Annotated in this window: 12 protein-coding genes; 5 read left to right on the top strand and 7 right to left on the bottom strand. The window is 45.7% G+C overall.

The features are described 5' to 3' along the window. From DES35_RS11735 to DES35_RS09180, 4 genes are all read right to left on the bottom strand, one after another. On the bottom strand, nt 1–5361 hold a 5361-nt coding region (locus tag DES35_RS11735), incomplete at its 3' end, for a PKD domain-containing protein (RefSeq protein ID WP_211306551.1). Nucleotides 5362–5619: 258 nt separating this feature from the next. Continuing rightward, a complete protein-coding gene (locus DES35_RS09170) occupies nt 5620–6234 on the bottom strand; it encodes a lipoprotein signal peptidase (protein ID WP_037358928.1) in 615 nt (204 codons plus the stop codon). Further along, entirely contained in the window at nt 6231–6623 is a 393-nt protein-coding gene (locus DES35_RS09175) for a TraR/DksA family transcriptional regulator (protein ID WP_037358930.1), read from the bottom strand. Before DES35_RS09175 ends, DES35_RS09170 begins: the two co-directional genes overlap by 4 nt. Before the next feature lie 79 nt (nt 6624–6702). Next, nucleotides 6703–7878: an acetyl-CoA C-acyltransferase gene (locus DES35_RS09180; RefSeq protein ID WP_037358931.1), complete on the bottom strand. Its 1176-nt coding sequence runs from the start codon at nt 7876–7878 to the stop codon at nt 6703–6705. A gap of 395 nt (nt 7879–8273) precedes the next feature. Here DES35_RS09180 and DES35_RS09190 point away from each other — a divergent pair, with 395 nt between their 5' ends. The 5 genes from DES35_RS09190 to DES35_RS09210 are packed head-to-tail and all read left to right on the top strand — an operon-like array spanning nt 8274 to nt 13956. Beyond that, nucleotides 8274–9752, top strand: coding sequence for an SGNH/GDSL hydrolase family protein (locus DES35_RS09190; protein ID WP_037358935.1), 1479 nt, complete (start codon nt 8274–8276; stop codon nt 9750–9752). Continuing rightward, nucleotides 9736–10998 (top strand): GDSL-type esterase/lipase family protein, encoded by a 1263-nt coding sequence (locus tag DES35_RS09195; protein WP_114366409.1) that lies wholly within the window; start codon nt 9736–9738, stop codon nt 10996–10998. Before DES35_RS09190 ends, DES35_RS09195 begins: the two co-directional genes overlap by 17 nt. Nucleotides 10999–11008: 10 nt before the next feature. Next, entirely contained in the window at nt 11009–12667 is a 1659-nt protein-coding gene (locus DES35_RS09200) for an MBOAT family O-acyltransferase (protein WP_037358939.1), read from the top strand. Nucleotides 12668–12692: 25 nt separating this feature from the next. Continuing rightward, nucleotides 12693–13421 carry a sulfotransferase family protein gene (locus DES35_RS09205; RefSeq protein ID WP_051889320.1) on the top strand — a complete coding sequence of 243 codons (729 nt, stop codon included), beginning with the start codon at nt 12693–12695 and terminating at the stop codon, nt 13419–13421. Next, a complete protein-coding gene (locus DES35_RS09210; protein ID WP_037358941.1) occupies nt 13390–13956 on the top strand; it encodes a hypothetical protein in 567 nt (188 codons plus the stop codon). The genes DES35_RS09205 and DES35_RS09210 overlap by 32 nt, the downstream gene beginning before the upstream one ends. Before the next feature lie 46 nt (nt 13957–14002). Here the strand turns inward: DES35_RS09210 and DES35_RS09215 are convergent, their stop codons facing one another. From DES35_RS09215 to DES35_RS09225, 3 genes are all read right to left on the bottom strand, one after another. Then, nucleotides 14003–15361: a hydroxymethylglutaryl-CoA reductase, degradative gene (locus tag DES35_RS09215; protein ID WP_051889321.1), complete on the bottom strand. Its 1359-nt coding sequence runs from the start codon at nt 15359–15361 to the stop codon at nt 14003–14005. A 54-nt stretch (nt 15362–15415) separates the two neighbouring features. Next, nucleotides 15416–16231, bottom strand: a complete 816-nt coding sequence (locus DES35_RS09220) for a 2,3,4,5-tetrahydropyridine-2,6-dicarboxylate N-succinyltransferase (protein ID WP_037358943.1) — start codon at nt 16229–16231, stop codon at nt 15416–15418. A 77-nt stretch (nt 16232–16308) separates the two neighbouring features. Then, nucleotides 16309–16839, bottom strand: a complete 531-nt coding sequence (locus DES35_RS09225; RefSeq protein ID WP_114366410.1) for a Smr/MutS family protein — start codon at nt 16837–16839, stop codon at nt 16309–16311. Between the last annotated feature and the right edge of the window lies 1 nt (nt 16840).

Raw genomic sequence — 16840 nt, forward strand, 5'->3', positions numbered from 1 at the left:
TTGTTCGGTGCTATCGGCTTTGCAGTTGTAGGGTGAGAGGGCGATGAGTCGGACGATGACGGAGTCGCCGTCGTTGGCGATGGTGTAGTTCAGGGAGTCAGGACCGCTGAAAGAGGCGATGACGGAGTTGTTTTTAATGATTTTCCAGAGGTAGGAGGTGTTGGCATTGGGGAAGAGGAGGGGTTTTACTTTGGAAGTATCGATGGTAAAGGGGGCGCATTCGACGGAGCTGAGGACGTTGAGTTGAGCATTGGCATTGGGGTGTACGGTGATGGTTTGGGAGGAGGAGTCGGTACATCCGAAGGCATTGGTGACAGTGAGGGAGACGGTGAAGGAGGTATCGTTTGTAGAGGGGTTGGAGAAGGTGACGGAGGGGTTTGCGGAGGTATCGGTTAGTCCGTTGCCAAAGTTCCAGAAGTAGGAGAGTTGGGGCAAGTTGGACTGACCGGAGGAGGAGAGGTTGGTAAAGGAGACGGTGGAGGAGTCGCAGACGGAGGTATGGGAAGGGGAGAAGGAGGCGATGGGTCGTGGGTAAGCGACGAAGGATTTGGAGATGGAGTCTTTACAGCCGTTGGAGTCGGTGATGGTCAGGGAGATGGTGTAGGTGATGGAGTCTGCTGAGGAGAGGGGCAGCAGGAAGGAGGGGTTAGGGGTATTGAGGTTGGAGGAGGAGACGTTGGAGGATGGGGAGATGGACCAGAGGTAGGAGAGGTTGAGGCCTATTGAGGAGTCAGCGGGAGAGAGGCTGAAGGGGGAGCAGGAGTTGGGAGGCAGGGAGAAGTTGGCGATGGGTCTAGGCAGGAGGGAGATGGAGTGGGAGGAGGTATCGGAGCATCCGTCCTGGGAGGAGACGATGAGGGAGATGGAGTAGGTGATGGGGTTGTTGGATTGGTTGTCCGGGAAGTAGAAGACGGGGATGGGAGCGGAGGGGTTGGAGATGAGGACGGAGGAGTCGCTGACGGTCCAGAGGTATTGGAGGGGTGTTTTACCGGAGGAGAGGTTGAGGGGGCTCAGGGAGTCGTTGGCACAGAGGGATGGGGGCATGGAGAAGCTGGCCAAGGGTTTTGGTTTGAGGGTGATGGATTGGTAGGCGGTATCGGTACAACCGGTACCGGCGGTCACTACGAGTCGGATGGAGATGGTGGAGTCGGAGGAGTTGGAGAGGTTGAGGAAGGAGAAGGAGGGGTTTTGAGAGGAGATAGGGGTGATGCTGTTGTTGATAGCCCATTGGTACTGGACGTTGGGGGAGGAGTTGTTCAGGACGATGAAGGTAGCCGGGGAGCAGGCCGAGTCGGGCAGGAGGGTGAAGCTGGCAGAGGGGTTGAGGATGGTGTAGAAGAGGTGTTCGGTGCTATCGGCTTTGCAGTTGTAGGGTGAGAGGGCGATGAGTCGGACGATGACGGAGTCGCCGTCGTTGGCGATGGTGTAGTTCAGGGAGTCAGGACCGCTGAAAGAGGCGATGACGGAGTTGTTTTTAATGATTTTCCAGAGGTAGGAGGTGTTGGCATTGGGGAAGAGGAGGGGTTTTACTTTGGAAGTATCGATGGTAAAGGGGGCGCATTCGACGGAGCTGAGGACGTTGAGTTGAGCATTGGCATTGGGGTGTACGGTGATGGTTTGGGAGGAGGAGTCGGTACATCCGAAGGCATTGGTGACAGTGAGGGAGACGGTGAAGGAGGTATCGTTTGTAGAGGGGTTGGAGAAGGTGACGGAGGGGTTTGCGGAGGTATCGGTTAGTCCGTTGCCAAAGTTCCAGAAGTAGGAGAGTTGGGGCAAGTTGGACTGACCGGAGGAGGAGAGGTTGGTAAAGGAGACGGTGGAGGAGTCGCAGACGGAGGTATGGGAAGGGGAGAAGGAGGCGATGGGTCGTGGGTAAGCGACGAAGGATTTGGAGATGGAGTCTTTACAGCCGTTGGAGTCGGTGATGGTCAGGGAGATGGTGTAGGTGATGGAGTCTGCTGAGGAGAGGGGCAGCAGGAAGGAGGGGTTAGGGGTATTGAGGTTGGAGGAGGAGACGTTGGAGGATGGGGAGATGGACCAGAGGTAGGAGAGGTTGAGGCCTATTGAGGAGTCAGCGGGAGAGAGGCTGAAGGGGGAGCAGGAGTTGGGAGGCAGGGAGAAGTTGGCGATGGGTCTAGGCAGGAGGGAGATGGAGTGAGAGGAGGTATCGGAGCATCCGTCAGGGGAAGTGACGATGAGGGAGATGGAGTAGGTGATGGGGTTGTTGGATTGGTTGTCCGGGAAGTAGAAGACGGGGTTTGGAGCGGAGGGGTTGGAGATGAGGACGGAGGAGTCGTTGACGGTCCAGAGGTATTGGAGGGGTGTTTTACCGGAGGAGAGGTTGAGGGGGCTCAGGGAGTCGTTGGCACAGAGGGATGGGGGCATGGAGAAGCTGGCCAGGGGTAATGGGTTAATCACCACAGTTCTGCTTATAGAATCACGACATCCCGTGCCTGCAGTTATCACAAGTTTAATGGTAACAAGGCTGTCTTGATTTCCTGGATTTACCAGGGAAAAACTAGTGTTGTAAGCAGTGCTTATTAATGAGTCGTTTAAATACCATTGGTACATTAATCCTATATCCGAGCTGTTGGAAGTGTAAATACTTTGACCTGAGCATATTGCAGAGTCAGATAAACTAAAAATTGCATTGGGTTGAGGATTTAAATTAACGTGAACAGTATCATAATTTCTGCACTGATATACTGAGTCTTCTACCATCAGATAATACACACTGTTGAGTGTAGGTTTCACCCATAATTGATCCGTTGAGTCTAAAACATTAGAAGAAGAATCAAACCATACGTACAACAAACCAGGATTGCCTGGAGAACCAATTAAAACAGAATCGCCGGGGCAGATATTTTTATTGCCGCCTGCATTCACAGGAGGCAAGGGAATTATGGGTAGTAAAATCGTATCTGTGACCTGGCAGTTGTTAGCATCCGTTACAGTCACTACATAAAGGCTATCTGCAAGACTGGCTATAAGTGTAGTACTTGATGTATTTGTACTGGTAAGTCCGACCGAAGGACTCCACTGATATTGAAAACCACCTCCGCCACCGCTGGCAGTTACCTGAATTTGTATGGTATCAGATTGACAAACAAAAGGCGGTGCATTGTTTGATAACTGAATTGGAGGATATGGTACCACATAAAAAGTTGCACTGTCGGTACATCCTTTTTCATCCACAACAAAATAGTTGATTGAAATCGTATCGGTTATTCCTGTTATAAATACTGTGTTAGAAGTATCTGACTGATTGCAGCTGCAATTCCAATAAGTAAAATAAGGGGGGTTCCCTGAGGTAACCACTGGTGTAAGGGAGAAATTTTCACCATAACACACATAGTAAACCGAATCAACCTGAATTTTTGGCAACTCAAAGATTTCAACTTTCTGCGAGTCTGTCACTTCACCACAAATGTTTGAAATTCTTAATTTTACCCAATAAACTCCAGCCGAATCGAAAGAAATCACAGGCACAGAATCGCTTGGTGTACTTCCTGTAATAAACGACCATCCGACAGGCGGGCTTACACTCCAGAAATACTCCAATGTGCTCAAACTGTCGTAAATAACAGGGATGTGTCCGGAGTCAAGGCCAAATGCGATGATCTGTGGTCCACAATATGCCATCGCTGGCGGCATTTGCAGAAAAGGCTTGCTGATAATGCGAAATACAGTATCGACAGAATCTACACCACAAAAATTTTCCTTGATCATCAGCAATCTGTATTCACCCACTTCATTGATAGTGAGTTGAACAAACCTGGATGCCAGAGAGCCTGAATCCACCGTAAAACCGGTCGAGGGCTGTATTTCCCACCTAACGCGGTTGGGCAGGCATGAGTAAATCGAATCTCCCGCATCCTCAAAGCCAACGGAAAATGGTTTGCAAAATGAAGAATCGTTGTTTATAAATTTAAAATTAATTCCAAGATCGTCAGGTGGTTTTCCTACACATATCACCTTTATGGCTGAATCGGCACCACACTCATCCACATTTCCGACAAACTGTTTGATAGTATATAGTCCTGGTTGGTTAAATTGTACTGTAATATTTGAAGTGCCTGATATCCAATCAGCAGGGTCTGTGGAATTGTTAAACATTATTCCCATGCTGCCAGATAGTACTGTATAGGTGGACGGACTGATACTCCAGACAACTTTTTTATTCGAATCACAAATACTCGGACTTTGAATGAAAATTCCGCCTATCGATGTATCCGTGATCTGAACAGCTGAACTAACACACACCGTATCAGGTACAGTAAAACCTGCAGTCACAGCCTCGTTCAATACAATTCCGTTGACGGAGGCTGTAGTGGAAAAACAGGGGTTTGTCGCTGTGATTGTGACGGTAAACTGATTGGATTTGGTTGGGTCACATGAATTCTTATAAAATATGTGAGTAAATGTATCAGGGGGAGGATGTATGTAAGTATATACAGATGGTACGTCGTTTACGACTACTGTATAGGTGGTGCCGGGTGGATTGGATTGATAATTGGAGAAAATAAATGAGAAAGCTTGTCCGCTACTGTCTTTTGGCAGGCAACGAATGGTGTTGCCCAGTGAGTTGATCCCAATTGCCGGATTGGTACCATAAAACAGCTGTATTTTCTTCGAATTGCTGCACCCATTGGCATTGGTCAGCTCAAGAACCACCTCATAAAGTCCCGGACTGGTCAATGAAATGGGCTTAAAATTCGGTAAAGTGGTTCCGGAGTCGATTACATTGTTGTTAAGATACAGTTTATAAAAGCTGTATATGCTGGATGAAAAGGTTAAATTGAAAGTCTGATTCTGATTAACTGTGCAGAATTTGTAAGTCGTCAAGCCATTGAATATACTAAATTGTCCGGTCGATATGATGGTATCTATTTTTGGAAGATCATGTACCACAAAAGTCATTGAATAGGTACTGATGCATCCAAAAGAATTTGTAATGGTATACGTAATTTGATGCGACCCGACACCAGCCACTGATGGATAAAAAACATTGCCGCTTACACCAGGCCCGCTGAAAAATCCTCCAGCCGGATATCCGCCACTCAGAAACAAAGGGTCGTCATTCAGACAGAAAGTCGATTTTGGAGGATTAAAGTGCACTGAATCAGGAACTCCGATCCAGAAGTATATCGAGTCTAATCGGGTCCCGTTGGTGTCTAAGGTAACTTTGTACACACCGGGATTGGAATACTGAACATTGAAAGAAGCAACCGTAGAACTGGATGGAACACCCCCGGAAGCGCTCCAATTCAGTGTACCGGCGTTGATGTTTGTAGAGAGTGGTATGGCAGTGTTTACACACTGTTTTACGGTATCCGTTTGCGGCTGGCTTTGATTAACCAAAATCCATTGCGGCTGGGAATAAGTTTTTGTAAGAAAAAATAAAAGACTTATTGAAAAATTAAAAATCAATGAAGTCGAAGAAAAATTCCTTTTTCTAAAGGAATTCGAGGGTACCTTGTTCAAGTTGCGCTATTTGGGTAATGAGACTTAAATCTACCGCAAATTTTAATTCAACACGAAGACTTACGTTAAGAAATTTTCAATTTTGAGTAAAAATATTCTGCATTTCGCCACATGCATCTAAACCGCGATCGTTTGTCAGGCCACTGAGTGCTGTTGAGCATTTTTCTCAAACAAGTACCTTTGGTAAACAATCATTAGACCTACTCCCACTGTAATGGACGCATCTGCAATATTGAAGATCGGCTGAAAAAACAAAAACTCCTTCCCCCCCCAAAAAGGTATCCAATCTGGAAGGGTGGTGTGAATCAGAGGAAAATAAAACATGTCCACTACATGCCCAAGCATAAATCCTGCATAACCCCCTCCTTTAGGAAACAAGGTAGCAACCTGATGATAACTATGGTCGAAAAGTAATCCGTAAAACAGACTGTCTATCAAATTGCCCACCGCACCGGCCAATACCAGAGCAACACTGATCTGTGCCACAGCAGGAACATGGTTTCGATTTAATTTGACCAACCAGGTAAATATCCACACTGAGGCTGCTATCCGGAATATCGTCAAGAGATATTTGCCGACGTCACCTCCCCATTCCAGTCCAAAGGCCATGCCCGGATTTTCAGTAAAGTGAAGGATAAACCAATCGGTTATTCTATGCTCCTGGCCCAGCATCATTGTCAGTTTTACCCAAATTTTGAGGGCCTGATCTGCCAGCAGAATCAGAGCTACAATTAATAGATTTTGCCTCACTTTGTTCGGTTATTTCTTCCTTCCTTGGCCTCAATACTGAGTGTAGCATGAGGTACCAGCATCAAACGCTCTTTCGGAATCAGCCTTCCCGTCTCTCTGCAAATTCCATAAGTCTTATTTTCAATTCTCAGCAAGGCGTTTTTAAGGTCTCTTATAAATTTCTCCTGACGGGCGGCCAGCTGTGCATTGGCTTCTTTGCTCATGGTTTCCGAACCTTCTTCAAAAGCTTTAAAAGTAGGAGATGTATCATCCGTACCGTTTCCGGCACTGTTCGAAATAGCTTCTTTAAGCACCTTAAGATCGTACTCCGCTTTTTCTATTTTTTTTAAAATCAAATCTTTAAAAAATTCCAGTTCTTCGTCACTGTATCGAAGTTTTTCTTCAAACATTGGATTTTACTAACTTTTTTCGGCGCTAAAAATACTCCTTTTTCTGCATTTTTACCCCGTGGGTAAAAGATGCCTAAGGTTAAAAAATTTCATAAATACCTGCAGCTCCCTGTCCTGTGCCCACACACATGGTCACCATTCCATATTTGGCCTTTCTTCTTTTAGCTTCATTAAAGAGCTGCACACTTAGTTTGGCCCCGGAGCACCCCAGCGGATGTCCCAGCGCTATGGCTCCTCCGTTTACGTTTGTAATTTCTTCACGGATGCCGAGCTCCCGGATCACGGCCACTGATTGAGCCGCAAAAGCTTCGTTTAGCTCAATTAAATCGATATCATTCAAATTCAAACCGGCTCTTTTCAGGGCTTTTGGAATGGCTTCTACCGGACCTATGCCCATGATTCTCGGTTCCACTCCTGCTACATCATAGGTAATTAATCTCGCTAAAGGTTTAAGATTCAGTTCGTTTACCATCTTTTCACTCATCACCACCACAAATGCTGCACCATCCGACGTCTGCGAGGAATTACCGGCTGTCACGCTGCCTTTTTCGGCAAATACAGGTTTGAGCTTTGCAAGTGCCTCCAAACTGGTATCCGGCCTTGGCCCTTCATCTATAGAAAAAGTATATGTGCGCTCCTGTCTTTTTTCCCGTTCGTCCAGATATACTTCCCGTACCGTCAGCGGCACAATTTCATCTTTGAAAAGCCCTTCAGACAGGGCTTTCAGAGCTCTTTGGTGCGATCTATAGGCAAATGCATCCTGGTCCTCGCGAGATATCTGATACTTTTTAGCCACAGCCTCAGCGGTCAGACCCATGTTGTTGTAGTAGTCAGCATGCACCTTGGCCAGTTCGTAATTTGGGGTCACTTTCCACCCGCCCATCGGAATGTAGCTCATGCTTTCCACCCCTCCGGCGATTATGCATTCAGCCAAACCCGCATGTATTTTGGCTGCAGCAATCGCTATGGTTTCCAGGCCTGATGCACAATACCGGTTCACGGTCATGCCGCCAACCTTTACCGTATCAAGCCCCATGAGAGAAATGAGCCTTCCTACGTTTAGCCCCTGTTCGGCTTCCGGCATCGCATTGCCCACAATCACGTCGTTGATGCGCTCCCGGTCCAGCTGTGGCAATTCGGCCAAAAGACTTTTAATGACCTCTGCAGCCATATCATCCGGTCTGAAAAATCTAAGTTTTCCCTTGGGGGCCTTACCTACAGCAGTTCGCTTAGCAGCCACAATGTATGCGTTCATGGTACGAATTCCTTTTAACTTGTTTGGAGCGCTAAATATACAAAAAATATTATGCAAGCATAAAAACCTACCCGCATCAGCTACCCTCGCTTATTTATTTTTTTGGATGAGGGCGTGCCCTCTGCGGGCTTTGCTATGTACAATCCACCGCATGCCCGCAGAGGTCGGCGTATTCCGGAGTTCCGTCCCCGCCAAAATGTTTTGGCGGGGACCGCCCCGAATGGGGCGTCCTCCATCCGCCTCACGCAGGCTCACGCACCGTTTGTGCTGGTGGTCAGGGTTTCGCGGAATTCCGGGTAATCCGGAAAAAATACTCTCCTTCCAGATGCATTGCAATTTATTTGTACTCGTAATTTTACCAGCACGTTTTTGTCTCTGCTCCATTTTCGCACTTAATGAATAAAGATATTACACCGAAAGATGTCTTTATCTTCTTTCTAAACGCCGGAGTCATTCTACTGCTGCTCATGGCATGGATTCCTGAACAAGGCTTTACACTCCTTGGCCGCAAGATCTATTTTGCCACTTTCAGCGATTTTGGATGGGGTACAACAAACCTGTCAAAAACTCCTTCTTCAGTTACAGACTCCCTGCAGCACTCAGGAGCTCCCGATTCTATTGCCATACAGCCTGCGGCAAGAAAAAAACGCCCGCTATTGCTCTACAGTGGCAAGGTGTCCCCACTGGCCGGATTCTATGAAATTACCACCAAGGGTAATCCCATCAAAGGCACAATTCGCGTGATTCATTACGGCGATTCACAGATCGAAAACGATCGCATCTCCTCATACCTGCGCGAGCGCTGGCAATCGTTGATCGGTGGCGGAGGAATGGGCTATCTGCCCGCTAATGCATGGATACCCCATCTCTCAGCAACACATTCCAACAGCGATAATTGGATGCGATACACAGCATTTGGCAGGTCACATCCCGATATTACCCATCGAAGGTTTGGACCTTTTCAAAGCTTTGCCCGCTTCACTCCTGCCGATACAGCCCTTTGTCATTCGGTCCAGAACGCCTGGATTGAGGTATCTGCGTCCAATCGCGGATTTAAAAATACCCTGCATTATAACCAACTAAAAGTCTGGCTCGGCAATAATGCAATGGATTTTGAAATCGCCGTTTCTCAAAACGGAACTCTTTTACAACATTTCCTAATTCCACCCCTTCTGGAAAAAGATACTGCACTACTTATACCACTGAATGAGATGGGCAGTACAGTCAGACTCGAATTCTCGGCCCGTCATAGCCCCGATGTTTATGGTATCAGCCTTGAGTCTTCTACCGGTCTCGTGCTGGACAATGTGCCCATGCGCGGAGCTGATGGTACCTCCTTTGCCCGTACCGACTTGAAGCAGCTTGCCCATTTCTTCAAAAAAGAAAAAACAGCACTCATCATCCTGCAATTTGGCGGCAATGCCGTACCCTACCTGAAAGATAGAGAAGCTGCCGGACGTAGTGCAGCCAACATCGCCCGTCAGGTAAGACTTCTCCGAAAACTCTCGGAAAATACTCCCATCCTTTTCATCGGACCAAGCGATATGTCTGTGAAGGTAAGAGATGCCTTTGTCACGCATCCATTGCTTTCAGATTACCGAGATTCTCTCATCCTCCACATCACATCAGCCGGAGCAGCATATTACGACCTGATGGAAGCCATGGGAGGAGAGGGCAGCATGGTCAGATGGGTAACCTCCGACCCGCCCCTGGCCGCTACCGATTACATACACTTTACCCCCGCCGGAGCCCGCCTGGCCGCCGAAAAACTCTATGAAATCCTAGAATCCGACCGGATGCAGCATCTGAAAAATCGAAAAAGAAAACCCGAACCTCCTAACCATACACATTCCGTGAATGAACCTGGTATATAAACGAATTTTTCTGACAATTCTAAACCTTCCTTTCCTGGCCTATGCACAGCCAATTTCGGAAATGTATGAGCATCTCAATCGCAGTACCCTTATTTCCCATGAACACATCCGGCTGTTGCTTCCCGGGGGTGATTCAACCCTGAAAGCATTTGCCCATAAGGTCTCAAAACTGGCAGATGGCAGGATCTCAGACCTCAACCTGGTGCACATTGGAGGTTCTCATGTACAAGGTGGAGTATTGCCCAATACAGTACGAAACAATCTTGTCCATCTTCATCCCTCTTTTTTTGGCGATCGGGGCTTGCTTTTTCCCTTCAAATTGGCCGGTACCAACAACCCCCAGGACTTCAAAATCAACTTCACAGGTAGTTGGATTGGACACAGAACGTCCGTAAATAGCGATTTTGCTGAGTTTGGCATTTGTGGAATCACCGCCACAACCTATGACCCCGAAGCCACATTTGCCGTTCAGCTAATGCCTTTCAATGGCCGGGAGTACTTGTATGACCGCATCAGAATTTATCATCCCTTCGGGCCCGAATACATGAAACCCGTCTGGAATGGAAAGGAAAATCTTCTGATTACATGGGAAAATCCGTCTGCTGGTTTTACTGAATTTGTATTTGAATACCCCATCAGCTCCAACCAGTTTATTTTGCGAAGCTATCTGGACTCTGCCCAGAAGTTTGTAATACAGGGCATACAGTTTTTTCTAGAAAAACCATCCCTTGTATACCATGCCATCGGAGTGAATGGAGCCACTACATCCTCTTACCTCAGAAGTGATGCTTTTACAAAACAAATCAGGTATTTGCGTGCCGATATGGTCATCTTTGGAATCGGTATCAACGACGCCAACGTACCACAAGGTAAATTTGATCAAGAACTCTTCAAAGCCAACTACGAACGGCTAATGAATGCCTTCAGACGGGGCAACAGAACCGTCTTCTTCATCTTTCTTACCAATACCGATAGCTATTACCAGCGCAAATATCCCAACAGAAACGCCCTTCTTGCCCGGGAAGCCTTGATGGAACTCGCCGAAAAACATCAGGCCGGTGTGATTGACGTGCTGGAAATCATGGGGGGTATCGGCTCGTCGCGTCAGTGGAAACAAGCCGGTCTTATGACAGCCGACATGATACACCTCACTCCGCGAGGTTACACCCTTGTAGGGCATGCTATCAGCGCTGCGATTATCCGTGCTCTGGCTGAAGTGACAAAGTCAGAACTCAACAACCTTTGATGTATAATTTATGTGGCAGCGAATAGTAGATTTAATAACTTATGACCCCGCTAACCCCCTTATATTTTCAAGATTTTTCTTTTGGGGTTTTTATTTCATAGTGCTGGGGTTTTATTCTTTGGTGTACCCTCAGCGCTTGCTGCGCAATGCTTATCTGTTTCTGGTTTCTCTGTTTTTCTATTATAAATCTTCCGGGCTAAGCATATTGATCCTCTTATTTTCTACCGTATCAGACTTTTTCATCGGCAAGCAAATTTATCAGACCAAACACCCGGTGCTCAGAAAAGCGTGGGTAGGCCTCAGTGTTTTTCTCAATCTTTCGGTTTTGGGATATTTTAAGTATGCGTATTTTTTTACAGATAATTTCAATGCGATTTTTAATACAAACTTTCAGGTTATCAACCATTTTGCACAGTTTAGCAATTGCTTCTTCGGTACATCCTTCCGCATCGATAAAATACTCCTTCCCGTAGGGATTTCTTTCTATACTTTCCAAACAATAAGCTATTCGGTCGATATCTATCGCCATCAGGTGCGCCCGGTCAGAAACATTTTGGATTTTGGTTTTTATGTGAGTTTTTTTCCTCAGCTGGTAGCAGGCCCAATCGTAAGGGCTTCCGAGTTTATTCCTCAGCTTTACAAGCCTTTTCGCCTTACCAGAGAAGAATTTGGACTTGGAATTTTCTGGATTATCAACGGATTGATCAAAAAAATTGTACTAGCTGACTTTATTGCCGTTAATTTTATTGATAGAGTTTTTGCCGATCCGGAGCGCTACGGAGGCTTCGAAAATCTGATGGCACTTTATGGATATACTTTGCAAGTGTATGCTGATTTTTCAGGTTATACCGATATTGCCATAGGTGTTGCTCTTCTCATGGGATTTTATCTGCCACAAAATTTCTGGTCGCCGTATAAGTCTAAAAATGTAGGCGAATTCTGGAAACGATGGCACATGAGTCTTTCTTCATGGTTGAAAGATTACTTGTACATTCCAATGGGAGGTAATCGCAGCGGCTCCTTTTTTAGTTATTTTTCAATGTTTAGCATATTGATCTTCATCGCTTTTCTGGCTAGGAGTTTTTTGATTTTCGCCGGATTTGCAGTCCTTGCACTGGCTGTATGGGCAGTTGGTCGGATTTATCCGGCCTTTAAGCGCGAAGTAGATACCAACATTAACCTGATGATGACAATGTTGCTCGGCGGCCTTTGGCATGGTGCCAGCTGGAATTTTGTAACGTGGGGAGGTCTCAATGGGCTTGGATTGGTCATCTTCAAACAATGGAAAAAAATTCGCCCCTGGAAAAATCCCAATCATCCTGTCCTACAGTTCATCGGTATATTGATTACCTTTCATTTTATTACCTTCACCCGCACCTGGTTTAGAGGCGAAGATTGGGAAAAGTCCATTGCCATGCTCCATCAGATTTACAAGCACTTTACCTTTAGTACCGCACCACAGGTGATCTCTGCTTTTTCTGATGTTTTTTGGGTGATGGCTATTGGTTTTGTACTTCATTGGATACCAGAGCGCTGGAAGGTAAACTATCGCAAGAGGTTTTGTCAGGCTCCTGTCTCCCTCCAGCTGTTTGCGTTTGTTTTGACTGTCTTATTGGTTTATCAGGCGGTATCGGCCGAGCTGACTCCTTTCATTTACTTTGCATTCTGAATTTCAAATCATATACTTTAGACTATTGATTTTTAAATATTTTGAAAGGCCGGTCATTGTAATCGGGATGCATCGTTCGGGCACCTCTATGTTGGCGGAAGCACTTCATCATGCCGGCATCCATATGGGGGTCCACAGAGATCACAATTTCGAAGCTATGCACTTTCTTAGCATCAACCAACGGGCTATGTGGGCGGCCGGGGCCGATTGGGATAGACCAGCGGTACCCGATGAAGGGCACTTCGATACCTGGTCGGCAAAAGAATTGTACAAAATTCACTTTCAAATTAAAAATCGATTTGAATATATCTTTTCCAGGCTGGCAGACAGACCATGGGGCTGGAAAGACCCTCGCAACACCTTCACCCTGCCTCATTGGTTGAAAGTTTTTCCCAAGGCCAGAGTCGTTCATCTTGTCAGACACGGTTGGGATGTGGCTTTATCCCTCAGTCGTCGCAATCAGGTACCGGGTGAAGTCTACAGCTCCATGCTTGACGATCCTTTAAATGGATTTCGTCTTTGGAATGTCTACATCACTCAGGCTATGAAATACACCAATTGCCAGATACTGCACATACGGTATGAAGACCTCCTGGAGTTCGACATCAATACCATTTCTAGGCTTGAGCATTTTCTTGAGCGAAAACTTAAAATACACCTAGAAAAGGTCCTGCGAAAAACATTGGTCAGAAATGTGCATTATCCTATTGAAATTGTGGAAAATGAATGGATTAAAAAGTTTTATCCCCACTGACTTCTACACCCTTTCCAAAAATGAACTACTGCAAAAGTGCAGAATGCAGTTGTATTATGTACAAAGTACTTTTTACTACCATGAAGAAGACCAACTGCGCCATCACGACAAGTATGGGTGGAGCGCTTTGGAATACCTCGAGCATCTGAATGTGATGTTGTACAATTCCAGAGATGCGATACAAACAAATGCCTTTAACAGCCGCTTGTTGAAGCCTGTGCTTTGGCTTGCTGACCGTTGGTACTTTCCAATCTGGCGAAAAAAAGCTCAATGCGGCTATTTTCTGCGCGCTTTTCAACCCATTTCCAGGCAGTACAGCGCGGTAATTCTCAATCCTCAGAAGGTTTTTCAGGATTACATTTCAGTATCCGAGGAATTAATGGAATTATTGACTGGAATAGACGTCTTTTCGCATCCTTTCTCAGATAAGCATTTTGCGTACTTGGCTTCCACAGGAGCAAAAATGTCGTTTTTATTCCATTATGCCGAGGCGATTATTCAATATATGGTTGATATAGTCAAAAACCGGGACTAAAAAAACCCGGTTTTATCCGGGTTTTTTGTATGGATTCAGCTGTTTTTTACTTGTGATGGATGTTGACGTAGCTTTCAGCAGGTATACCACGTAGTTCACAGAATTTGCGAACGGTTTCTGCGTATGTTACCACTTTATCTTTGAAGTAGTTAATAAAAAATTTTTTTTCTTCTTCAGTAGCTTCCAGTTGGTTTAGTATGTTGAGCAGATGCATCTTCATATGTCCTTTTTGTATACCTGAAGTGACAAGTGCGCGAAGGGCAGCAAAGTTTTGAGCCAGCCCGGAAGCAGCTACTATGCCCATCAATTCTGTGGCTGAGGGTTTGCCAAGCAAGGCAAGTGAAAATCGAACCATCGGATGCAGGGAAGTAAGACCTCCTACCACACCAAGTGCCAGCGGTAGTTCGATCCAAAATCTGAATATGCCGTCTGAAATATCGCAGTGGGTAAGACTTTTGTATTGCCCATCACGCGAGGCGTATGTGTGTCCTGCTGCCTCCACAGCTCTGAAATCGTTTCCTGTGGCAATGACCACTGCATCAATGCCGTTAAAAATCCCTTTGTTGTGCGTGGTGGCTCTGTAGGGTTCGATTTCGGCGATTTTTACTGCTCTGTAAAACTTCTCTGCGAACTCTTGTGGAGTGATGTCGTCATCTGCATTAAGCTGTTCGATCGGACATGAGACCTCTGCCTTCACGATACACTCTGGAGTGTAGTTGGACAGGATTCTCATGACAATCTGAACGTGTTTCTCACTTTCTGAAAACTCTTGAGATTCTGCTATCAGTATGGTAAGGGTTTTGGCCATCTGTTCGAGGCATGAATTGATGAAGTTGGCACCCATTGAGTCGCAGGTTTCAAATTTCGCCTCCAGTTGATAATAACCTTCGAGTTTATGGGTTAGGTTTTTGAGTGCTATTGAGAGTATACCTCCACCACGTGCCTGCATGTTGGCCGTAATGTGATGGGTGTCTTCGTAGAATTTAGCCAGATGACGCTCTATAAATTTTTTGAGTTTTTCTCCGTCGCCAAAGTACATAAAGTGTACGTGACCGATTTTGGTGGTGGATAGCACCGTTGTTGTGAATCCGCCCCTCTCGAGCCAGAAGTTGGCCGACTTGGCTGCAGCAGCTACCACAGAGCTTTCTTCAATGGCCATAGGCAGGGCATAGATCTTTCCATTGATCAGAAAATTTGGTGCTATACCAAGCGGAAGATAGTAGTTTGTGATGGTGTTTTCGATAAATTCATCATGGAGTTTCTGAATCTTTGCATCTGGATGTAGATAACTTCTCAAAAAGTCGATGTATGATTCATCGCCATCCAGGTATTCGTTAATAAGCCATTCGATTTTAGCCTCTTTACTCAGCTTGGAAAATCCTTTTATAGACTGGCCTTTGTTCATGGATTTGTTTTTTTCAATTAACTCAAGTTGAAACGAATTCTTTCAATTATTGTTTTAAACTGCTATGTGATATTCGCGCAATGCTTCGTTGAGCGAGGTCTTGAGATCTGTGCTTTCTTTTCTATGGCCTATGATCAACGCGCATGGTACCTGGTAGCTGCCGGCTGGGAATTCTTTAGGAATACTGCCTGGTATCACTACCGAGCGCGGTGGCACATAGCCTTTGTATTCCATTGGCTTACTGCCACTTACATCTATTATTCTCGTGCTGGCTGTTAGCACCACATTAGCCCCCAAAACTGCTTCGCGCCCGACCCTTACACCTTCCACCACAATACATCTGGAGCCTATAAAACAACCATCTTCAATTATGACCGGACTAGCCTGTACAGGTTCAAGGACACCTCCGATGCCTACGCCCCCTGATAAGTGGACATCTTTGCCAATTTGTGCACAGGAACCAACTGTGGCCCAGGTATCTACCATAGTGCCAGCACCCACATAGGCACCAATGTTTACGTAAGAGGGCATCAGTATTACTCCCGGAGCTAAAAAGGCACCATGTCTGGCTACTGCATGAGGAACTACCCGTACACCTAATTGATTATAACCGCGCTTCAGAGGGATTTTGTCGTGAAATTCCATAGGCCCAGCTTCCTGAATTTCCATTTGTCTGATGGGAAAATAAAGTATCACTGCTTTTTTTACCCATTGGTTTACAACCCAATCCCCCTCATTGGGTTGAGCTACGCGTAACTTTCCTTTGTCGAGCAGTTCGATAACCTCTTCGATAGCCTCAGTGGTTGCTTTTTCTTTTAATAGATTTCTGTCGGACCAGGCTGATTCTATAATGGTTTGTAATTCTGTCATTTAAAATATTTTCAGATTCACAGTCCGCAAAGGTATTTCGCCTTTATATAAGCAACTCTAAATTTTAGTTTGGGGGTTCAATCATTGTCTTTTTTGAAAATTTCTACAGCTGTAGCTCCGAGACCGTATTTGGTATAGTCGGCATCGTAGAAAGTAATCCCATCAAAGGAGGATAACATTTTTCTCAATTCCTGCTTCAAAATACCATCGCCTACACCGTGAATGAAAATGATTTTTTTTACTCCTGCTTTTCTGGCTTTAAAAAAATGTTTTTTTGCATGATTGATCTGATAGTTTAAAACATCATTTTTGGTGAATCCTGAATACTTTTCCACCAGTTCGTGAAGATGCAGATCTACTTCCAGATAGACTGGCTTTTGTTTTTTGGCAGGGATGATTGTTTTAACCGGTGCGTCTTTTACATTCAAAGGTTTTGACAATAGTGCTTTGGAAAGGCTTCCTGGTCTGGGAACCAACTTGTTGAGCGGGTATTCGAGTTCAAAGCCATCTTCAGTGAGCAGAAGGGCAAGTTGACCCCTGATTTCCAGTATTTCTGCCGTTCCTTCCTCATCCAGAAAACTCACCCGATCCCCCGCTTTGAAGTTCATG

Origin of the sequence: Schleiferia thermophila (genome assembly GCF_003337435.1) — a bacterium.
In the GTDB taxonomy this organism is placed as follows: Bacteria; Bacteroidota; Bacteroidia; order Flavobacteriales; family Schleiferiaceae; genus Schleiferia; species Schleiferia thermophila.